Source organism: Povalibacter sp., from assembly GCF_036520495.1.
GTDB lineage: Bacteria > Pseudomonadota > Gammaproteobacteria > Steroidobacterales > Steroidobacteraceae > Steroidobacter.
The window spans coordinates 1-22361 of sequence record NZ_DATDJO010000059.1 but is presented as its reverse complement, the minus strand read 5'-3'; the positions used below and the strand labels follow the sequence as shown (position 1 = coordinate 22361).

Sequence of the window (22361 nt, the reverse complement as noted above, 5' to 3'; positions counted from 1 at the left end):
CGCGGACGCAGACGTAGTGTTACGACCCGAAGCGATACGACGCCGTCAACCCGTAGGTGCGCGGCTCTCCCATCGTGTAGCCCACTTCGCGCGTGATCGTGTCGATGCTGCGATCGACGAAGTACTTCTCGTTGAGCAGATTCTTCGCCCACAGTGCGACTGTCCACCGATCGTCTGGTGCTGCGTACTCGACTCGCGCACCAAGCAGATCGTAGGCAGGCCGGCTTTCGAGCACGCTGTTCTCTTCGCTGACGAAGGCCGCGTCCTGATACACGTAGTCCATCTGCAGATCGAGGCGCGCGTCATTGCTGAACGGCACTCGATACCTGACATAGGTCGAAGCAGTCACGTCAGGAAGATTCGGAACATCGTTGCCGGAGTAGTCGCCTGCACCTCCGGCCGTGACCGTCGCGTCCCCAAAGAACTGGTCGTACTTGCCGCGGTACAGCCCGAGCGAAGCACGCAGGAGCCAGCGATCGGTCGGTGCAAAGGCAGATTCCAGCTCGACGCCACGAATGGTGGCTTCACCGGCATTGCGAAGTTGCGTCCCGGGGAACGAGTTAGGATCGGTGGGATCGAGCGGCCCGTAGGTGAAGACCTGCATGTCCTCGAAGTCGTACTGGAACACGCTTGCATTCACGGTGAGCCTGCCATTCAGCAACACCGACTTCACGCCACCTTCGTAGTCAGTGAGGTACTCAGGTTCAGTCAAGCCGGCGATCGGTACGCCATTCGCCGGCCACGTGCCGATGTTGAATTCACCGCCCTTGAAGCCGTGCGACACACCGCCCCACAGCATCAGGCCTTCGGTGAGCTTGTAGTCGAGCACGACGCGGCCTGCGAGATCAGACCACGTGTTCGAATAGACGCCGGGTTCCGTCGCCCAGCGCATGAAACGGCTATGCGCCTCGGCCAGGTCGTGAAACTTTCCGCGCAGACCGGTGGCGTCATACAGAAACGTATCGCCGAGGACCTCGCGCTTGTCCTGCGTCCAGCGAACACCGGCGGTCACGTTCATGCGCTCCGTGATGCCGTACTTGCCGTCCAGGAACACCGCCCAGCTCTCGGTCTTCGCATGGTGCTCGATGGCCATGCCCTCTTCCCCCGTACCGTAGGTCGGCGGCACGACGCCCGTGTTCCGATCGGTGAGGAAGCTCCACATGCCGGGACTGTCCGGCATGGTGAGGCCCAGCAACGTGTCGTAGTCCGATTCGAAGTAGTACAGACCTGCCTGCCACGACAGACGCGCGTTGGGGTCGCTGGCCAGACGCAGTTCCTGAGAGAACTCGCTAACGTCATCGGCGTACACGGAGTTGAGCACGTCGAGCGGGCCCTGGTCGGTATCTCTCCTGGCCGCACGCTCGCCATCCAGATAGCCGGATGTCGACGTCAACGTGTAATCACCAAAATGGTAGTTGGCCGTCAGCGCGCTCGTTGTGAACTCGGGCGCATCGAGCGTGCGAAAGCTGCTCGCAGTTGCGTACCAGTTGTCGCTGTGAACGTACCCACGCAAATCGCTGCAGGCAGGATTGCCGATGATCAGCGGATCACAGCCGGCCCCGTTGATGCCGACGACCTTGCGCGGTAGGGTCTCGCTGTCGGAAGACGCCTGCTGCACCTTGAGCAGAACGTCCCACGCATCATTGGGCGTGAATCGAGCCTGGACACGATAGGAGGACCAATCGATCGCGCCGTCGCGCGAGTGTCCCGACGCCGGATTTTCATTGCGGAACACACCTTCACGTTCGCGCGTTTGCGCTGCGAGCCGGAACGCGAGCGTCTCGCCGAGTGCGAACCCCGCTGCTGCGTCGATCAACTGCTCTTCGTAATTGCCATAAGTGACCGAGACGCTGCCATTGGTTCCGTCACGCACGTCGGGCTTTCTGGAAATGTAGTTGACCAGTCCGCCCGTCGTGTTTCGCCCGTAGAGCGTGCCCTGCGGCCCCTTCAGCACCTCGATGCGTTCGATATCGAACAGCTGGAAACCGTGAGCAATGTGATTGCCGAGATAGACGTGATCGGAATAGATCGCGACCGGCGAGATTGCCACCGAACGGAACGTGGAACTGCCCACGCCGCGCAGGTAGATCTCCGGTCCCGAGTCGTTGAAGATCCCCTTCACCGACATGCCGGGCGTGTAGGCCACGATGTCCTTGGTGTTGGTTATCCGCAGCTGCTGCAGCACATCAGAGGTGAACGCACTCACCGAAACCGGTACGTCCTGCAGGCTCTCGTCACGCCGCTGTGCGGAGACGACGACTTCCTGAATCAGTGCATTCTCTTTGTCCTGCGCGTGAACGACAGCGGCTGCGCAATGCAAGCCCATCACGGTCGCGCCCTGCATCAGTCGACGCACTGCAACTCCGCTGGAACGAATCGCACAATGGACATTCTTCCTCAGCACTGAATCACCTTGGCCATTGCGCACTCTTCGAACGATCTGGAATCTATGCATTGCTCATCACGTCGAGACCGACCTGTCGACCGAACGTGACTGAGGGCGTCACGCCACTGCCCTGGACAGCCGCGTTGCCTGCGACGTGCGCCAGTCCGATCACTTCACCCGCTGCATACAGATTCTTGATCACGCTGCCATCGCGCCGCAGGAGCTGCATGTCGCCGTTCACTGCCAACCCACCGAAGCCGATGATGTTGCCGCCGGAAACTTCGAACGCATAAAACGGCGGCTTCGCGATTTCAGACGGCAGGAACTGCCTGCCGAGGCTATCGCGCTTGTTGCGGACTCCGGCGTTGTAGTCCTGCACGGTGCGTTGCAGGCCGTTCACGTCGATCGCCGCGTTCTTCGCCAGGTCCTTGATGCTCTGACCCTTGAAGAACATCGGATGGTTGCCGAACAGTGGCGTCACGACCGACTTCTGCTTGTTCTCGATGATCGGCGGCGCCTCGTCCCAGATCTCCTGGTCGAAGACGATCCACATGCGCTGCGTCGGCTGCTCCGTAAACAGGGTGTCGCGCAGGTCCATGTCAGGCTCGTCCTCGCGCACGAAGCGCTTGCCCTGGATGTTCACGCGAATTTCCCATTGCGGGCGACGTTGATGATCGAGCTCGGGAACGTACGTGGCGGGGCTCGGATAATTCCGATCGTTCACGATGCCGCCGGGTCCAAGAACCTGGTACTCGCCACCGCGCACGAATCCACCGGCGCCTTCCCCAAGCAGCAGGCCTTCGCCCTTACTCATGTAGAAGCCGGCGGCGATGTGCTGCTTGTATCCGGTCACGCGCTGGAACATTTCCGGGCTGTAGCAGTAGCCGCCGCTGGTGATGGCGACCTTCCGCGCGGAGAACTGCGTCCGCACGCCGTCGTCGCCGACAGCGATGACACCCTGCACGCTGCGATCGCTACCGATCACGAGTTCGACGGCACCGGTTCCCATCACCATCCGGACATTGCCGCTGGTAACGTGCTTCTGCAGCGCTGGCACCAGGACCGCCAGCAGCGAACGTCCTCGTTCCGCTGCAGTGAAATATCGGGCTGCCGAGAAGGCTGCGTGACCGCCGCGACCCATGACCGGATCGCCATCTCGCGTCTGGTAGCCGAGGCTCTCCAGCCAATCTGCCATCGGCCCCGCACCGTCGACATAGCGACGCACGACTGCCGGATCCGCCTTGTTTTTCGACAGCCGCATGATGTCGGCGTAGTGCGTGTCCGCTGAATCCTTGATGCCGTTTCGCGCCTGCATCCTGGTGCCAGCCGCTGCCATCGATCCGCCCGACACCCACAATGTGCCGCCGATGGAGATGGCTTTCTCGATCACCAGGACCTTCGCGCCCTTTTCGGCGGCGCTGATCGCACAGGGAATGCCGGCTGTGCCTGCACCGATGACGATCAGGTCATAAGCAGTTGCAGCGTGCGCCTTGAGCGAAACTCCACCGGCGCCCGCAAGGCCCACACCGGCCGCAGCAGAGGCGATGAAATTGCGTCGGTTGAACTGTCCACTGGTTTCGGTCACAGCAAGAGCCTCTTCAGACAAGCGAGCGCCAGGCGCTTCGGTCACATTCAGGTCGATTGATCACTTCAAGCCCAGCAAACCCGCGAGCTGTTTCACGTGATCCGTGCCATTGGCAGCTGCCTGGAGCTGCTTCGCATTCGGCTGGCCGGCGACCAGCGCAGCGTCGTAGCCCACGAAAGGGTGACGCGCGTCGGTGCAGATCACTGCTTTGCTTTGAATCTGCTTCAGCACCGCCTGCGCATCCTGGCCGAGCGCCGCGTTGATGACGTGATGGTAGGAACCGTACTGCTTCATCACCTCGACGGTTCGATCGTGGAGAGGAATCGCTTCGAACTGGTCGCGGATGTCGACCTGGCGCAAGCGATCGCCTGTCGCCTTGTACCAGGGCCAGAAAACGAGGGAATCACGCAGCATCAGCCACGTTGTGTACCAGTGAGAGCCGTCCGCTTTGAGTTCGATGCGCGGCGCATAATGCGCCAGCATGTCGGCGCGATCTTCGGCCGATGCCAGCAGCACCGACTGCAGTACCAGCTTGTCCACCATCTGCGGATGACGGGCCGCGAGCTCCAGAGCCACCGAGCTTCCAAAGCCGATGCCATGCACTGAAGCGCGCCTGAGACCGAGAGCTGTCATGACAGAGCGCATGATCTCGGCGTAATCGCCAATCGTCGGAGTCTGCGTAGACAATGGCTCAGTTTCGCCGCAGCCCGGCAGATCGACCGCGTAGACGCGAGCGTGCGCCGACAGCGCCTCGATCAGCGGCCGGTGCATGTGCGATGAACCAGGCGCGTCGTGAATCAATAGCAACGCTGGTTTGTCAGGCTTGCCCGCTACGCGCAGGAAGACTTCGCGACCATCGGCAAGCTCGACAATGTAGCCACTGATGCCTTCATCAACGGGCAGCTTGTCCACGATCGGCGGCGCAACCACGGATCCCATGACGCCCGGCAACCACGCGGCGCGGCGCTCGCGGATCTCCATGAAGCCATCCAGCATCTCTACAGTCTGGTTGGACTTCAGCGGTGGCAACCGCGCCATGTGCGGCGACAGCGGGTCGCCCTTGGCGCAGACAATGTAGGTCGGTTGCTCGATCGCGGCCAATGCCGCCGGCACTCGCGGCGCATAGAACACGGCGCTGCGAAATTCGGGCAGGTAGGTGCGAGCGGATCGCATGATCCGCATCATGTTCCTCTGGATCTGCTGCGCGCCCGCCAGGCGTCGAAGCGGCATCAGCTGCTGCGGCGCGTTGATGCTCCAGGGAAACCAGATGCCCTGATCGCGGCTGCGCGTCCACATGGTCGTGAAATGACCGGCGCGCTTTTCCGGCGTCAGCGGGTCAAGGAAATCGCCGAACCAGTTCTCCAGCTCGTGTTCACTGAATACCGGAATGCCATCCAGCATCAATCCGCGAACCATTTGCGGATGACGCACAGTCAGTTCCGTACCGACAGCGGCGCCGGTGTGCGATCCAATGATCACCGCCGGCGGCAATCCGAGCGCTTTCAGTGCGGCCGCGATCCGCTCCGCCATGAAACCGACATCTCGCTCGGTTTCCGGCGGCGGTTCGGATCGTCCAAAGCCGGGCGAATCGAACGCGTAGACCGAATAGTTCGCTGCCAGCTCGGGGATCTCGTCCTCCCAGAACGATGAGTCGCCGGGCGAGCTGTGAATCAGGACGATTGGCGCGCCCTTGCCCGCATGCTTGTAAAAGACGTCTCTGCCGCCCACGCGCAGGATGCGATTACGCACCTTCACCGAACCTTCCGGCTGGACCGCCACAGCGGCCTGTGCCAAGCCTGTCGCCGACGCAAGAAACGCCAGACCCGCAGTCGATGTAATGAACGTACGCCGATCAAGACTCATCAGGGTCCCCTGGATTGCCGTGCGCGATGCGTTGCTGGACGCGCGCGGGTCACGGCCACGCAGGACGGAAGGTCGCGATGTAAGCCGCGAGCTGCCCGATTTCGACCGGAGTCAGCACGTTGCCGTAGGCCGGCATGACGATGGTCAGGGGTGGCGGCTGCGCGCGGCCGTAGTGGATGGCTGCAGAGCTGATCTGTTGATTCTTTGCCGCGTACAGCGACAGGCCATTGTTGTTGCCCTCGCCCTTGGCGCCGTGGCAGGCAGCACATGTCAGCGTATAGAGCCTGGCAGCCTCGCGCCGCGTCGCGTCCGTCAGCGTTTGCTGCTCAAACTTGAAGGCAGGCAGACCTTCGGCCTCATCGGCCGCTGCGGGCCCGGCGACGAACATCATCGCAGGCAGAAGCAGCAGCAAGGTGCGCGCCACGCGCTTGGCGCACTGGATTCGTTTAATCACGGATTCTCCTCGTTACTCGAGCCGCGCACCCAGGCGTGAGACTCGCTTTGGTCTCTCGATAGAGCCGACCCGACCGGAGCAGTCCGACTGCTCCGCATTCATTTAAGGACGTCAAGGAATGACCGAGCTGGATCAGCCACACTGATCCAGCCCCGCCAGGATCGACTTACTTGCTGATTTCCGACTTCGGACGCCGGGCGATTTCCGGTTCCTTGTGCGGGTCGTACGAGAACGCCTTGTCAGACGGGAACGTCACATCACCAGCGCGCAGGAACGGCGAATTGACCGTCGCGATCATGCGATCGCGATCCGCCTTCCACTGCTGCTCTTCTTCGGCGGTCGGCATGTACGCCTGAATCGACTCCGGCGTCACCGGAATCTTTCTCGCCATCAGTGCCTCGATCACATACAGGCGGCGGCGGCCGGTCCAGACCTCGGCTCCCAGGGCCTGCAACGCATGTGTCAGCGCATCAATGTGTGGATTGCCCAGGAACGTCATGTTGTCCATGTCGCTCTTGATGAAGTCCGTCGTGTACGTCTTAGGATCGGGTTTGCTTGTCTTTGCGATGTCTTTGGCCATGTCGTTGCCCCTTCATCAAGCCTTGGTTGCAATCAATCGGATCGCGCTCAACCACCAGGAATGGCCGCCGTCGGCAACGCCCGGGATTCCCATCGGATCCACAATGAGCCCGGCGGAACGCATCGCGCCGAGGCGATCCATGTCGCTCCACTCGAGCGTCCAGACTTCGTGATTGACGCGACAGCCGATGTAGTGACCGAGCTTGTCGTGCGGGGTGTTCGTGCGGGGGTTGATGCCGCTGTCGGCCGGACGGTAGACACCGCCTGGACGCAGCACGCGGTGCACTTCCTTGAAGACTTCCTTCGAGGCTTCGGCCGTCAACTCGTGATGGAAGGAAACACTCGTGATGATGTCGAAGTGGTTGTCGGGGAAGCCGTTGTCTTCGGCAAGCTTGTGCGCGTAGTTGACGCCCAGGCCCATCTCGGTGTCGCGCATGTGTGCAAATCGCAGCAACGGACCTGAAACGTCGAGACCCCACACTTCCGCGTCCGGGAAGCGACGCTTCAACGCGGAAGCGAGCTGTCCCGGGCCTGTTCCCTGATCCAGAATTCGCCGCACTTTCCCGTCAGCCGGCAGCGGAATGCTGGCAGCGATACGGTCGTAGGTGGTGTCCTGTTCGTTCGTGCCATCGCTCAGCACCTGCGTGCCGTAGAAATAGACGAAGCCGGCGAACGGATCGCCCATGTACCCGCCACGCTGGTTGTGGATCTCATGCATGGTGTACTCAGGGACGTCCATGTTGCGGCTCAGCACCAACGCACCAGGGCCCTGCTTGTCCGAGGCGGCCAGCACGTCGTGGTAGTAGTCACCCTTGGAATTGAAGTAGTTGCTCAGCGTCGCGAACGTGTCGTAGTTGTTCAGGCTGCCCATGCGGGCTGCGCGAGCAATCAACGGATCGGCGTGCAGCAGCGCAGCGATGTCCTGCGTCTTCATGTCCGTCGGCTTCATCGGATCGATGCCGTGAGCGCGCAGGATCTCCTGGCCGCGAGCTTCCGCCGCACGGGTTATCTGCATGCCCCACCTGGCGCGGCCCCAGATGTATTCCTGCTGGCTCTCGAGATCAACATCCGGCAAACGGGTGAATATGCCGCGGGCGCCTCGTGGAGCGCGGACCGTAGGCTTGACCAGGGTGCCGCGTGCAGCGGCGGCACCTGCGCCGGCCGCACCGCTGACCGCTGCGGTCAGCGTCTTCGATAGATCGCTCGCGGCAGACTGACCTGCAACAGCAAGCGCTGGCAGAGCAGACATACCGAGCAGCAATGATCTACGGGAGGTCTCTGTCTCTTTCATTGTGATCTCCTGGTCTTGGACCAATCTCATACTTGCGAAAGCCAAACGCACTCAGCAGCCATCAGATTCCAATCATGCGAGCCAGCTGCGCGACGTGCTCGACACCCCTGGCTTGCAGAGTCAGGGAATCAGGCCGGCTCTTCACCAACGTCTCGTCGTAGACAGAAAATGGATGAGTGACGTCCGTACAAAGGACAGTCTTGCTCTTCAGCTGACCGAGCAAGAGCAGCGCGTCCTGACTCAGCGCGGCATTGATCACGTGCTGGTAGGACCCGTATCGCTTCATCACCTCTACTGTGCGATCGTGCAAACGATCGGCATCGAAGGCGTCGGCGCTGTAAGCGCTTCTCAGGGCATCGGGTGAAGTGTTGTACCAGGGCCAGAACGCCACGGAATCACGCAGCATGAGCCAGGTCGCATACCAGTGTGACCCATCGGCTTTCAGTTCGATGGCAGGTGCATAGTTCTGCGCCAGATCCTGACGTTCCTGCGCCGAAGGCAGCAGCACCGATTGCAGCACGACGCTGTCCACCATCTTCGGATGGCGTGTTGCCAGGTCCAGAGCCACCGAGCTGCCGAAGCCAATACCGTAGACAGCAGCCCGCTTCAGACCGAGCGCAACCATGACGGAGCGCAATGTCTCGGCGTAGTCTGCCGTCGTCGGTGATGTCGTCGCGAACGGTGCGGACTCGCCGCATCCAGGCAGATCGACCGCATACACCCGCGCGTGCGCTGACAGCGCTTCGATCAGCGGCAGATGCATATGCGACGTACCCGGCGCGTCGTGAATGAGCAGCAGCGGTGGCAGATTGGTCTTGCCAGCCACACGCATGAAGATTTCGCGACCGTCCGGCAACTCCAGGACGTGGGCATTGACGCCGGCATCGAGAGGAACCGGAACAGCCGTGGCAATCGACGGCGCACGAGCAGTACCCGCGAACTGCAGCAGCAGCTGATCGCGGTTCGCGTGAACTTCCTCGGCCGTCGCCACCAGCTTGATGCTCTGGTTGGAACGCAGCGGCGGCAGTCTGTCCAGGTGACCCGCGAGCACATCGCCTTCCGCGCACAGGATCACCGTTGGCTGAGTGATCTTCGACAAGATGCCCTGCACTCGCGGGCCGTAGTGTACGGCGCTGCGGAACGTCGGAACGTACGTCCGTGCCGGCTGCACGATTCTGCGCATGATGTCCTGGATCTCTGCCGTCGCCTCCACGCCCTGTCGCATTGCATGCTCGGGCTTCTTGTAGCTCCAGGGAAACCAGATGCCTTGGTCGCGACAGCGAGTCCAGAAGGAAGTGAACTGGCCGCCCAGTTTGTCGGGAACCATCGGCAGAAAGAATTCTGGAAACCAGGTCGATAGTTCCTGGTCGTTGAACATGGGCACGCCATCCAACATCAGCGCACGAACCACGTCCGGCTGACGCGCAGCTATTTCCATCGCCACGGCGGCGCCGGTATGGAATCCATAAATCACGGCAGGCGGCAACTTGAGCGCGCGCATTGCGCCGGCAATCCTGTCCGCGAGGAATGCGACGTCCCGCTCTTCGAGCGGCGGCGGCTCGGAGCGACCGAAGCCCGGCGAATCGAATGCATAGACTGCGTACTTGGTAGCGAGCTCGGGCAGTTCCTCATTGAAGAACGACGAGTCACCGGGAGAGCCATGGATCAGGACGACGGGCGAGCCTTCGCCTGCGGTCATGTAGTGAATATTGCGCGAGCCAACGCGAACGTAACGACGGCGTACTCGTGGAGTAGTGCCGGTCGCCGCCGCATTTGCCGCTTGCGCGAGCGTCGTACTGGCCGCGAACAATGCGAGCGAAGCTGACGCGGAAGACAACATGAAATCGCGACGATCAATCTTCATTACAGGCACACCGTCTGAGATAGCAGATTGTTTGTTGTTCTCGTCTCGCGGCGACCGGTTCTCGAATGCATGCCCGTCCGCTGGCGGGAGACCGCACTGGAGTCTGGAGGGCCGCTTCGTGATGCTTCACGAGATCTCTCGCAGCCGGCGCCCCTCGAGCGGACGCCGCTGCAGCAGAGAAAGCCCGCGAACCTGTCGGCGCGCGGGCTTTCTCGAGGCTCAGAACGAGTAGTTCACTGTAGCGCCGACACGTCGACCGCTGGACACGTCCATGGCCGGCACTGAGGAGAAGTCGTTCCAGCGAGTCAGGCCCTGACCACCACCGGTCGAATACGGCGTGAGATCGTCGGTCAGGTTCTGCGCCCAGAAAGTCACTCGCAGGTGGTCGTTCTCGACACCCAACTGCAGCCCCACATTGTGGCGAGCAGGCACCCAGGTCTCGTTGTTTACTTCAGTGAACTGCTTCGACTCGTACTTGTAGTTGACGTTGGCGAACCAATCCCACGTATCGAGCAGCGGCTGCCTGACGTCCAGACCGAGGGTGTACTGCCATTCGCTGACCTGCGGCCGAATCAGCCCGTCCAGCCGCACGGCAGAAACCGGGCCGATAGGACTTGGTGCATCCGTGATCACGCGCGTGCCGCAGGTAGCGGGCAACAGCAGACACAGATCGACACCGCCGTAGTCATAGGCGTCGTCGTTGAATTCCGGGTTCGTGTAGGCAACGCCGGCATTCAGTAGAACACCCTGGAACAGCTGGGCTGCGACTTCGATTTCGCCACCCATTGCCGTGACCGAACCGAAGTTCTGCGTCACGCCACCGGGGTTGGTCAGATCCTTGGAGTCGACATCGATCTGCAGCTCCGTCCAGTCGACATAGAAGGCCGCGACATTCAGGCGCATACGGCCGTCCAGCAGCGTGTTCTTGGCGCCGATCTCGTACGTCCAGTTGTTCTCAGGTCCGTAGGTGATCTCGTCAGCAAGCGTGGCGCTCGAGTTGAAGCCGCCAGCCTTCGTGCCCTTCGCCGCCGACGCGTACAGCATGTGATCGTCTGTCAGCTTGTAGTTCGCCGTGAAGCGCGGATTCACGAAATCCCAATCGCCTTCCTGACCATCCGGACCGTCAGCATCGTCGCCCGGGCGAATCGCGTTGGTGATCACGTTGCTGGTCTTCTCTTCGTATGTGTAACGAGCTTCGGCCGAAACCGTCAGCGCATCCGTTACGTCGTACGCGAGGCTGCCGAATACCGATGTCTGCGTGGTGGTCCCGAGCGTGCGGCCACCAAAGCCATCGGTTCTGCCGCCAGGGGTCAGCCAGTTGCAGGCATAGCCGCCTGGGCAGATGACCTCACGGCCAGCAGGAATCGGATCGGAGTCGTACGCAATGTTCGTCAGGACTTCCTGATCCTTATCGTAGAAATAAACACCGGTCGCCCAGCGCAGGGGCTGATTCTCATGGGACGACACGCGGATTTCGCCGCTGTAATCCTTGTTGTTGAACTTGTTGCCGAAGAAGCCAGGCAGGTTCACTGTGCCGCCGCCAACCAGCCCGAACGGCACACCGTCGCGGACACCGTGGTATTCGGAGTAGTTGAACGACTTCACATCGAACATGCCGAAGATCACGTCGACCTTGACCGCATCCAGATCGTAGGTGGCCTTCAGGCGCGCATGTTTGACCTCACGACCATTGCCGGCTGCATCGGACGGCTCGTAGTTCGGAGCCACCAGCGGCAACACTGATTCCGTGGAAGGCAGCTCGCCGCAGTAATACGTGAACTCGCCATCTTCAGGTGCGCAGTTGTAATCGAAGTTGGCGCGCATCCGGCGGCCGAAGATGTCGTCGCCGTAGTAGAGACCGAGATCGTAGGTGCTCCAATCGTTCGGGGTCAGACGGGCGCTGAAGCTGGCGTTCTTCTTCTCGTGACCGCCGAGTTCCTTGCCGTTGACCGGATCCTTGAAGAAGCCGCCGGCCTCGTCGTAGCCCACTGCCACACGAGCAGCCAGCAAACCTTCCACGAGCGGGCCGCCGACCGAAGCCGTGGAGCTGAACGTGTCGTAGTCGCCGGCACGAACTTCCACTTTTCCTTCGAGCTTGTCGGGCGGGGCCTTCGAGACGTAATTGATGGCGCCGGCGAATGCGTTGTGACCGTAGAGCGCGCTCTGCGGTCCCTTGACGATTTCGACACGCTCGAAATCCATCAGGCCCAGGCTCATCGCACCGGCGTTTGCAATGTAAATGCCGTCGAGCATCACCGCGACGTTCCCTTCCTGGCCTGCTCCGCCAGCGAAGCTGAGACCACGGATGCTCGGCTGCATGCCGCGCTCCTGACTGTCACCGTTCACGGAGAGACCGGGAGTCAACGCGACGACACCGGCAATGCTGCGAACGCCGGCATTCTCCAGGGCCGCCGATGACAAGGCGGTGATCGCAAGGGGAACCTCTTGAAGATTCTCTTCGGTCTTACGGGATGTGACGATGATTTCTTCCAGCGTCGCTCCCTTTGCCTCAGTCGCGCTGGACTGCGATGGAACATCGGATGAGAAATTCTCCGCCGCTACTCGTGTGAAACCGGCGCGATCGGTCGTCGAGATCTTTTGAAAGGCAGGGGGTGAGTAGATGCGCACCGTTCTATTGTTCACGAACTCGTACGCGAGCCCCGTGCCGTCGAGCATTTGTTCGAGCGCTTCAGCCGGGGTGAGGCCGTTGGCTACCTGCCTTGCGATGTGCCCCTCCGCATCGTCAGATGCATAGATCAGCTGCAGACCAGTTTGCTTCGCAAACTCGCTGAGCGCTTGTCGTAGCGGCTGCGCCTCGATGTAAGACGATGAGATGGCGGCATTCTGCGCGTTGGCAGCTCCGAGACTCATCAGGACGCAGCAAGCAAGAAGCTTCGAACGGCCGTTATTCGAGCGGCTATTAATTGTCATCTGCAATCTCTCCCCAAGCACGGCGTGTGCTCAGGTACATAAGAGGGTCGTGCGCTCGATATGGGCACCACTATTTTTACTGTTGATCTGTTTTTTCAACAGGGCGTGCCCGGTGCACCTCGATGCGACCCGAAGCCGACTCGACTGAAATACCGTCGAGTCGTCGAATCGATGCGACGAATGAATCCATGTCGTACGCGCTGAACGCACCGCTCATGCGCAGATCTTTGAGCTGCTCGTCTTCGATAAGAAGCTGTGTTTGACCGTATCGATTGAACTCATCGGCAACGTCCTCGAGGCGCATCTGATCGAAGACGATCTGCCGCTGCAGCCATGCAGAACCTTCACGAAGGGTGACCTGAGTCAGTTCCGGCGCGCTGCTCCCCGCACTCATCTCGACACGTTGACCAGCTGCCAGCTCGATGCGAGTCGATACCTTCCCAGCTCGGTCAAAGCCACCTTTCCCGGCAACTGCGGAAGTTGCCGGAGCATCCTGCGTTCCACCCCACCCGTCCGTGCGCGCAACTGCGGGCTGCTGAACGACAGCCACCTTGCCCTCGACAACCGTAACGACGGTAGCTCGCGGACGCCGATAGACATCGAAAGCCGTACCCACCGCGATGACGTCGACTCCATCAACGGTTACACGGAAGCGGCGCTGCGGATCGTGAGTGACCTGAAAATGCGCCTGGCCCCGTGCGAGGTGGATCAAGCGCTCTTTCCCTGAGAATCGAACCGTCACGCGCGAGTCGCTGTTCAGGTGCATTACCGAGCCATCGGGCAAACGCCAGCTCGTCTGCGCCGCGTGAGCAGTTTCGTATGTTTGTGGCAGGCCGAACCGTTCACCGTCGCGGAACGTCAGGACCGCCGTGATGGCGAATGCGCACAGACTTGCCGCGATGAGACCGACGCGCAGCCCACTGCGCCGAGAGACCCCTGGCGGCGTCTCACTCGAAGGTGCCGAAGCCGGTGTATCCAGACGCAGCGGAATTACGCTTGCGCCTCGATCCTCAGCGGCACATTGCAACAGCGCTTCGATCTCAACGTCGATACTTCGCGCCGCCTCGGCGAGATCGCTGGACAGATGCGCGATCGCGAGGTACTCCCGTATGTGCTCAGGCGAAGCCTTGAGCCACGACACAAACGCCTCGCGTTCACCCGCGCTCAGCTCGCCACCACGGTGCGCGACGAACCATTCGGCCGCGCGCTGGGCAATGAGACTGTCGCTCAGTTCATCCAAGTTGGCCATTCCTCACCTCATCCGATGCATACGCTGCCTGCACACGGCGAGCGCCTGCGCGAGATACTTCTTGACCATGCTTGTCGAGATGCCGAGTTGATCACCGATCTCCTGATAGCTGAAACCATGACGATACTGGAGCACGAGCGTGGCGCGGCACTTGGGCGTCAACTGCAAGAGCACTTCGCGTAAACGAACGATCTGCCGCTCGCGATCCACGGCATCCTCCGGAAGCGCGAAGTCCGCGAGCATTTCCTCGATCTCCGCGTTGATCTGTACCCGATCCGCGCGCTGACGTCGCTCGATGACCGCGCGCTCCTTCAGCAGATTGTGTGCAACCGTATAGAGATAGCCTTCGGGATTGCGAATGAGCTCGGCGTCCGTGACGCGCAGCATGCGCAAGTACACCTCTTGCGTGAGGTCCGGCGCCTCCGGCCTAGCGCGAATGCGTCGACGAAAGAATGCCCGCAGCGCCGACCCGTGCGCCACAAACAATCGTTCGACCAGTGCCTTTGGACTGTCTGTCACCGACTCATCACCCTGGGCGTTCTCATGCGAGGCAAGCCTCGTCCAGTGAGTAAGAGTGGGATTGCGAGAAATCGGGTACCGACAATTTCGCCTCGACGGCCCTTCGGACACCACGTGGCAGGCGGTGATGGACACACCCATGAGCGACAGTCGAGCCCTCAGGCGCGCAATTGACCGCTCTGCGCACATCGATTTATAGGGGATACGGAGACTATCGAACGGCGGCGCCCGCCGGAGTTATTGAGCGCGCCCACTCCCGATCGATTGATTCATCGGGATTCCTTTCTGGAATATCTTCATCGAGACTGCATCTGGGGGCGCCCTGCCCATTCTCGAAGAAGCGAATGCGAATCAGAACGCCGGCCGCGGTGGGGCTGGTTCTGCGACCGCGAGACGCCAGTGCCTTCCCCTGCCCTTATCCGCGATGCGGCGCTCTCGGGAGGTCATGAAAGGAGCCTTCATTGGCCTAAAGAACGTGGGCAATGAAAACCGACGCTTGAAACACTATTAAAGATAGCCGGCACCTCGATACGGCGCCTGCAACGTTACTCGCGCGGACGGCGGCAGAACTCACCGACAACATAGTGCCCCTTCCGTCCGTCCATGCACTCCAGAGCGGGACATCACCTATCGTATTCGCCTGCATCACCGACTTCGAAGACTGATTCCAAGTATTAGTGGCGCGCTTGTTTGGCCCGCCTGCGAGTATCAGAGATGGTTCGAGCGCCCGGGTTTCCGCTGCAATCGCGCCGAAATGTCGCATTGCCTCATAAGGAATGTTATTTGGCGGCCTCGTTGCCTCACCTGAATTGCAACCGCTAGAGCGTATGTAACGATGGTGTCTCCACGAAGGGAGACATCATGAATTCCAAAATGCCCCGCTCGGCGCGATCAGCTCTAACCGAAGCCATCCGAAGTCGCTACCGCGCCAGCTCTGGCAAAGCGAAGCGTCAAATCCTGGATGAGTTTATCGCGGCAACTGGTTATCACGAGAAGTCAGCAATTCGCGTGTTGAATGCCTCGCCCACGAAGGCACGCCGCACGCGGCGAAAGTCACCGCTCTACGATGAAGCTGCGCGAGCAGCCTTGATAGTGCTGTGGGAAGCCTCCGATCGCGTATGCAGTAAACGCCTGAAGGCTCTAGTGCCCATGCTATTGGCTGCGTTGGAGCGCAACGGGCATCTAAGGCTCAACGAAGACATTCGCTCGAAGGTCGTTTCCATGAGTGCTGCAACAATCGACCGTCTGTTGCAGGCGCCACGAAATGCAACGCGACTTAGGAAAATGCCACGAGCAATGCCGGAGCCGCGCAGACGAATCAGGATACGCACGTTCGCCGACTGGCATGAGCCGCCGCCAGGCAGCGTCGAGATGGACTTGGTTGCGCACTGTGGGCCAATCAACCGCGGCAGTTTCGTGTACAGCCTCGTGCTGACCGACATCGCGAGTGGACGGACGGAGGCCGCGCCGATCGTGGTCCGCGATGGCGCACTGGTGGTCGAGACTCTTGAGCGAATCCGCACGAGCTTACCGTTTACTCGACGTCCCCCCGCCTTCAGTAGCGGTTTGAATTAGAGTCCGACGTTACTGTAACCGTCTTGGTTGCCAATTGCTTTGCGTAGGCAGCCGGCGTCAGTCCGCCGAGTGCCTTCCTCGGTCGCTCCCCGTTGTACTCGCGTCGCCAGGCCTCGATGACGACCTGTGCATGGGCGAGGCTGGTGAACCAGTGCTCGTTCAGGCACTCGTCGCGGAATCGACCATTGAACGACTCGATATAGGCGTTCTGATTCGGCTTGCCCGGTTCGATGAGTCTTAGCGCGATGCCTCGCTCGTGCGCCCAGGTCAGCATCGCCTTGCCGCAGAACTCCTTGCCGTTGTCCGTGCGAATGATCCTGGGCAGGCCACGGAACGAACCGATCTGCTCGAGAATGCGAACGACCTGGTGACCGCTGATGTTGTGGGCGGGAACGATCGCCACCGATTCGTGTGTCGCATCGTCCACGATCGTCAGACTCTTGATCGACCGACCACCCGCGACACGATCGAACACGAAGTCCATCGACCACACTTCGTTGGCCGCCTCGGGCCGGGTCAGCGGCTGACGATCCGCCACCGGCACCTTCTTGCGTCGCCGACGCTTGATTTGCAGCCTCTCCAGCGCGTACAGCCGATCCACTCGCTTGTGGTTCACGCCGTGACCTGCCTGCCGCAGCTTCAGGTAGATCATTCCGGCGCCGTAGCGCCGATGCCGATGGGCCAGCTGCACGATCCGTTGACGTAAGGCTGCATTGCGATCTGGGGCCGGCTGATAGCGAAATGAGCTCGCACTCATCTTCACGATTCGCAACGCCTGCCGCTGCGACAATCCCTGCGGCATCATCCAGCGCACCAGCTCGCGTCGAGCCGGTGCGCTTACCACTTTTTTCGTAACGCCTCACGCGTCACCTCGTTCTCAAGCATCGACTCGGCCAGCAACTTCTTCAGCTTGGCGTTCTCGGTCTCCAATGCCTTCAGCCGCCGCGCATCCGACACGTCCATCCCGCCGAACTTGTTCCGCCACAGGTAGTAGCTCGCCTCCGAGAATCCGCGCTTACGGCACAGATCCTTCACCGGCACGCCGGCGTCCGCCTCTCGCAGGAATCCGATGATCTGCTCCTCGGTGTATCGCTTCGTCTTCACGTCCAACCTCCTCACTTGGGGTCGGACTCTAAATCACCGTGCTACTCAAAACAGGGGGGACGTCGGACCCTCCTCAGTGGGAGAGTCTAGCTCCAGGTGTCTACGATGCAGGGGAGCTTACGCACCGAAGAGGCGCGAGAAATACCTGGATAGAATGAAGCGTAGGATCGATAGCGAGCGCGGCCGCTACGAATACGCTCGGCGGCTGGGGATTGTGGAGCCGGTGTTCGGCAACATCCGCAACACCAAGCGGCTAAAGCGGTTCACGCTGCGCGGCAAGCGAAAAGTGAACACACAATGGCAGCTTTTCTGTCTGGTTCACAACATTGAGAAGATCCAACGCCACGGAAGAGAAGAACGGATGATGAGAAGAAGGGGAGCTGCATGACCTTGAATCGATGCAATCGCTTCGCCTTGTCACGCCAATCCGGACTGAAGCACTGAAATGAACCAACTGACCCTTACGCTGCCGCTGCAAAAGCGGGTTTTACTACAGCCTCGTTAGTAGTTTTTGTTGATGCCGTTAACTGCTCACGCCGCAATGGCAGGCGGAAAAGGTTATCTGCTGCGGACTCAATTGCATACAAACTTCGGGCGGTGCATTAGGAGCATGAATCTTTGAAGAGGCGCATTCTTTTGAGTGTGCTTCGGGCTTGCCGCTCGATTACGACGCTAATCTCTGTCGTTGGTCGCCAGTGCCGGAGTGTAGTGATGTACTTCATCAATCAGGGTCCTCTGGAAACTCAATGCATCCAGGAGACGCTGCCAAGCGTTGGTCGCGATATCCGGTTTGATGAGTGAGACGAACTTCAGATCCTTCTGATTTCGCACCCGATTGAACTACTTGCGCAGTGACGAACTGTGCGGTGGGTCGCAACGAACTCCTGCGAGCTGCCTGGATGTGACTGCGCATGATCGAGGCAGCCCACTCGGAATCTCGCACCTCCAACGCGCTCACGATCTCCAGATGGTGGGACACACTGCGTAACAGTTCGGAAGGCTTGTACGTCTCAAATGCCTTCAGGACCAGCGGAGCCGCCATTAATACCGGCAACATGGCCGTGAGCCGCGGATTGCCAGAGAACCCGTGCAAAACCTGATGAAACGAGTTATTGAGCTCCCGTATACGGACCGAGAACCCCGGTGAGCGGGCGATACTTTCGCGATGCTGTTCTTCCGCGAGTCCGCGAAGCTCCCCAACGCCTTCTGGGGTGATCACCTGCGCTGCGCGCGCGGCGCCGTACGGCTCAAGGAGCGCGCGCAGATCAAAGACATCGGTGATGTCCTGTTCTGTCAAATCAGTGACGATGGCCCCATGATTTGCAGTGACCCTGACAAAACCCTCCGCCTGCAGGCGTCGTAACGCCTCACGCACTGGCGTACGGCTGACCCCTGTCGAATCCGCAATTTCCTGCTCAGTGATTCGCGACGCACCAAGATAGATCCCGCGCACGATCCGGTCGCGCACAGTCGTATAAGCAAGGTCGGATGCCCGCATGCTCTACTCCCCTTTCTAGCCGTAAATCAAAGTCTCTAACAACCTCATAACCGTCCAGAGATTTACAGACGCCGGGTGACTTGCGCTGCATACCGCGTCCATTGTATACATATTTCTCGACGAATTTGCTGGAGGAGACTCCCCAGATGTTGGCTGATCAACGCTAGCTTGTATGCCGACGTGTAATCGCGTCGTACGAGGGCCATCTATCTCGGCACGACGCAAATCACTGAACATGGGATTGCGAATGCAACCGACGCGAGCCGGACGCCGGTGCGCGAAGCATCGGGCATTCGCAAGAAGAAGGATTCGTCAGAATCACAGCGGATCAAGGCACCATCGCCACTAAACGGAGCGATCAGAACATCAACAACGCTTCGATCTGCGCGCTTTATTTGAGACATACGCAGTAGCTTTCGCCGCGAAGCTGACGGCTAACGTATTTCAGTACTGCAACCGTAGAGATGCATAGCGCAAAACCGAACTGCGCGCCGAGGGATTCATGGTCCGAATTCGTGAATTGGACAGTTCATTCCACGGGATGCTGCTAAGGATGCTCGAGCACCCGACTGACCGCGTTATTGCCTGCGTGTATGGAGGCTCCGTTGCTGCTGAAGACGCTCTTGAGCCACATGCCGCACGAACTGTTTCTCAGCGCCTCGCATCATGCGAGGTAGTCAGTCCCTTGGAGGCGCGCGACGCCGGATGGACGGCAGCCATCATGCGTAGCCCGTGTGGCAGAAAGATTACCTTTGCAGCCTGATGATCACTATGAACCGTCTTATGCGACGCTGGAGCCCATCGCAGGATGCGCTCCGATCGAACGGCGACCCGGATGTTTCGAGCAACGAACTGCTGTCCAGCCTTATTCGGGATCATGACGACGTGCTGCGGCGCTTCGTGCGACGACGCGTTACCAACAAAGAGGAGGCACCTGACGTGGTGCAAGACGTTTATGTGCGCATCATGCAACACGTCGACGCTGCCAACTTGATGGACCGCCCTCGCGGGTACCTGCTACTGACGGCCCGCAACGTTATCCTGGATCGTGACCGCCAGCGCAGGGCGCGCGCGGAACACGATGCCCGTATTTTGGGATCCGGAAGCGGATCCACTTCGCACGGCGAGACACCAGAGAACCTGCTGCAATCGCACGAGGGGCTTGAGATCTTAAAGCGCGTGCTCCTGACCCTGCCGCCTGATCATCGGCAGGTTTTTCTGCTCAGCCGCATGGAAGAGCTGAGCTACAGGGAAATCGGCGAACGTCTTGGTATATCCATCCGAAGCGTAGAGCGCTACATGAGCGAGACGCTGTTGTTGCTTCAGGAAAAGCTGGAACACTGCCTGTGAACTGCGACCCGACATCTACTGACCGCCGCCGCTTTGTCGCATCAGAGGCAGCACGTTGGTTCGCACGCGAGCTGCGTGGCCCTCTTTCGACAGAGGATCGATCGCAATTGGATTCCTGGCTCCAGGAAAATGCGGATCATGCCCACGCGTACGAGGCGTGCCGGCAGATCAGCAACAGCGTGAAGCTCCTGGCAAGTGACCCAGAGCTGCGCGAGACCCTGACTCCCAACGCCGCACCGACGCAAGGGAGAACTACCACGGTACGCCGCGCTTCCTTCTGGGGCTCACTGGCTGCTTCTATGGTGATCGCCAGCGCATTGGGTTACCGGTTGATGCACTACCCCGAGTCCGCGCCTCTGACGCACGCGTATTCAACGGCCATTGGAGAGCAACGCACCGTCGAGCTTCTCGATGGCTCGAGCGCTCAGCTCAACACGCATACCAAGTTACGCATGACGGTCGGCGCAGGGTACCGGCGAATAGATTTGGAGGAAGGTGAAGCTTTTTTCAATGTGACGAAGGATCCGGCACGCCCCTTTTCAGTGCTCGCGATGGGGCACTCGGTGAATGCCGTAGGAACGGAGTTCAACGTTCATCTGCAGGACGACAGGGCCACTGTCATCGTTCTTGAGGGCATCGTAACGGTGTCGTCAGATGGACGGGAGCCAATTCGTCTCACCGCCAATCAGCAGTTGGACTTCACCCGCGTTGGCAACGTGATCGGGCCTGTCAGCGTTGCTCAAATGGGGCGCGCGCTGGGCTGGCGCGACGGTAAGCTCAGTTTCGACGCCGCGAGCCTTGGACAGGTTCTCAAAGAACTGAATCGCTATAGCCCAGTACCGATCGTCTTGACCGATCAAAGCCTGTCGAGCATTCAGGTCAGCGGCGAGTTCGAGACTGATTCGATAGAGTCCGTGCTCCATGCGCTGCAGACACTTTTCGGGCTGCAAGTCATACGGATGCCGGGGTATATCGAGGTATCCGGCGGGCGTTGATATGCGCGCCACGGCGTTACTCCTCTACGCACTCGCTCTGAACTGGAATGGGGCGCGAGCAGCCGAACAGTCCGCCGTCCTGTACAACATCGCCACCCAGCCTCTCGGGCCCGCCTTGCATCAGTTTGCGCGACGTTCCGACCTGTACGTCATGTTTTCGCCGCAGGCCGTACAAGACCTGCGGAGTCCTGGCCTAAAAGGAGTGCACTCTCGAGAGGGCGCGTTGCAGGCCCTCCTCGCTGGTACGCGCCTCGAGTTCGTATTCGCGGACGCGCGCACTGTGATCGTACGGCGCCGCCCCGAAGGGCCCATCGAGACTTCGCCGCAGCGTCCAACCGCCGAGAACGAAACCGATGTAAATTTCAGTCAGCATGAGACCATCGTCGTCACTGCACGCAAGCGAGAGGAGCGGTTGCAAGATATCCCGTTGGCGATCTCGGCGTTCTCACAGGAGCAGATCCAGGAAGCGGGATTTCGCGACTTGGGAGACCTGGCCCTGCAGACACCTGGCATGTCGTTCAATCCGCGCAGCGGCGGCGTGCGCGCCGGGCGCGTCGATTCACGCATCCGTCTGCGCGGAGTCACCTCTGACTCGCACCTGGATCACCTGCAACCGACGTCGCTGTTCATCGATGGCATCTTCGTGCTGGGCACTGCCAACTCCATCGGCCTGCAGGACCTGGAGCGCGTAGAGGTCATCAAAGGCCCACAGTCTGCCTTCTTCGGCCGCAATACCTTCGCAGGCGCAATCAACTTCATCACCCGCAACCCCGATCTGTACGAGTTCCGCACGGAGCTGGATATGTCGGCGGCCAGCTATGAGAAGTACGACGTGAGCGCCCTGCACTCCGGGCCGCTCATCCCTGGAAAGCTCGCCTACCAGGTCAACACCCGCGCCTATCGACGCGGCAGCGAGTGGACCGCCACCGATGGTGGGGAGCTGGGTGTGGAGGCCTCCAACTTCTTCTCCGGGGTGTTGTATGCCGAGCCGATCGAGAATCTCTCGATGAAGTTCCGTGCGTACTTTCAACGCGACGACGATGGTCCACCGGCTGCCGGCATGATCCGCAGTCGCGACATCGACACCTGTTCGGGCAAGACCTTCACGCGTCTGGATG

Annotated in this window: 16 protein-coding genes and 1 pseudogene; 5 read left to right on the top strand and 12 right to left on the bottom strand. The window is 60.4% G+C overall.

What is annotated here, in order from left to right; genetic code table 11:
- Nucleotides 1-19: 19 nt before the first annotated feature.
- The 10 genes from VIZ63_RS20100 to VIZ63_RS20055 form a co-directional block, all read right to left on the bottom strand.
- Complete coding sequence (locus tag VIZ63_RS20100) at nt 20-2356, bottom strand: TonB-dependent receptor (RefSeq protein ID WP_331611547.1); 2337 nt, start codon at nt 2354-2356, stop codon at nt 20-22.
- Between the two features lie 91 nt (nt 2357-2447).
- Nucleotides 2448-3971 (bottom strand): FAD-dependent oxidoreductase, encoded by a 1524-nt coding sequence (locus VIZ63_RS20095; RefSeq protein WP_331611545.1) that lies wholly within the window; start codon nt 3969-3971, stop codon nt 2448-2450.
- Nucleotides 3972-4031: 60 nt separating this feature from the next.
- Nucleotides 4032-5834 (bottom strand): alpha/beta hydrolase, encoded by a 1803-nt coding sequence (locus VIZ63_RS20090; RefSeq protein WP_331611544.1) that lies wholly within the window; start codon nt 5832-5834, stop codon nt 4032-4034.
- 49 nt (nt 5835-5883) lie between these two features.
- Complete coding sequence (locus VIZ63_RS20085) at nt 5884-6288, bottom strand: cytochrome c (RefSeq protein WP_331611543.1); 405 nt, start codon at nt 6286-6288, stop codon at nt 5884-5886.
- A gap of 166 nt (nt 6289-6454) precedes the next feature.
- Nucleotides 6455-6868 (bottom strand): hypothetical protein, encoded by a 414-nt coding sequence (locus tag VIZ63_RS20080; RefSeq protein WP_331611542.1) that lies wholly within the window; start codon nt 6866-6868, stop codon nt 6455-6457.
- Nucleotides 6869-6883: 15 nt separating this feature from the next.
- Nucleotides 6884-8158 (bottom strand): class I SAM-dependent methyltransferase, encoded by a 1275-nt coding sequence (locus tag VIZ63_RS20075; RefSeq protein ID WP_331611541.1) that lies wholly within the window; start codon nt 8156-8158, stop codon nt 6884-6886.
- Between the two features lie 61 nt (nt 8159-8219).
- Nucleotides 8220-10022, bottom strand: coding sequence for an alpha/beta hydrolase (locus VIZ63_RS20070; RefSeq protein WP_331611540.1), 1803 nt, complete (start codon nt 10020-10022; stop codon nt 8220-8222).
- Nucleotides 10023-10241: 219 nt separating this feature from the next.
- Entirely contained in the window at nt 10242-12893 is a 2652-nt protein-coding gene (locus VIZ63_RS20065) for a TonB-dependent receptor (protein ID WP_331611539.1), read from the bottom strand.
- A gap of 136 nt (nt 12894-13029) precedes the next feature.
- Entirely contained in the window at nt 13030-14202 is a 1173-nt protein-coding gene (locus tag VIZ63_RS20060; RefSeq protein ID WP_331611538.1) for a FecR family protein, read from the bottom strand.
- Between the two features lie 3 nt (nt 14203-14205).
- A complete protein-coding gene (locus VIZ63_RS20055; protein WP_331611537.1) occupies nt 14206-14721 on the bottom strand; it encodes a sigma-70 family RNA polymerase sigma factor in 516 nt (171 codons plus the stop codon).
- An 861-nt stretch (nt 14722-15582) separates the two neighbouring features.
- Here VIZ63_RS20055 and VIZ63_RS20050 point away from each other — a divergent pair.
- Entirely contained in the window at nt 15583-16296 is a 714-nt protein-coding gene (locus tag VIZ63_RS20050; protein WP_331611536.1) for a hypothetical protein, read from the top strand.
- On the opposite strand, the gene VIZ63_RS20045 is transcribed toward VIZ63_RS20050, so the two are convergent.
- Nucleotides 16277-17400 (bottom strand): IS3 family transposase gene (locus VIZ63_RS20045; protein WP_414703821.1). Its coding sequence is split into 2 segments (ribosomal slippage): nt 16277-17145 and nt 17145-17400, totalling 1125 coding nucleotides; the frame shifts between segments, so codons are not numbered across the junction. The genes VIZ63_RS20050 and VIZ63_RS20045 overlap by 20 nt on opposite strands.
- Before the next feature lie 136 nt (nt 17401-17536).
- Between VIZ63_RS20045 and VIZ63_RS25755 the strand changes: the two are divergent.
- Nucleotides 17537-17788: pseudogene (locus VIZ63_RS25755) on the top strand (transposase); the annotation flags it as partial.
- Between the two features lie 333 nt (nt 17789-18121).
- Here VIZ63_RS25755 and VIZ63_RS20035 read toward each other — a convergent pair.
- Nucleotides 18122-18898 (bottom strand): GntR family transcriptional regulator, encoded by a 777-nt coding sequence (locus VIZ63_RS20035; protein WP_331611533.1) that lies wholly within the window; start codon nt 18896-18898, stop codon nt 18122-18124.
- Between the two features lie 732 nt (nt 18899-19630).
- Between VIZ63_RS20035 and VIZ63_RS20030 the strand changes: the two genes are divergently transcribed.
- From VIZ63_RS20030 to VIZ63_RS20020, 3 genes are all read left to right on the top strand, one after another.
- Nucleotides 19631-20248, top strand: coding sequence for an RNA polymerase sigma factor (locus VIZ63_RS20030; RefSeq protein WP_331611531.1), 618 nt, complete (start codon nt 19631-19633; stop codon nt 20246-20248).
- Complete coding sequence (locus tag VIZ63_RS20025; RefSeq protein ID WP_331611530.1) at nt 20245-21243, top strand: FecR family protein; 999 nt, start codon at nt 20245-20247, stop codon at nt 21241-21243. The genes VIZ63_RS20030 and VIZ63_RS20025 overlap by 4 nt, the downstream gene beginning before the upstream one ends.
- Nucleotides 21244-21466: 223 nt before the next feature.
- Nucleotides 21467-22361 (top strand): TonB-dependent receptor plug domain-containing protein (locus VIZ63_RS20020; protein WP_331611529.1); only part of this gene is annotated, 895 nt, incomplete at its 3' end.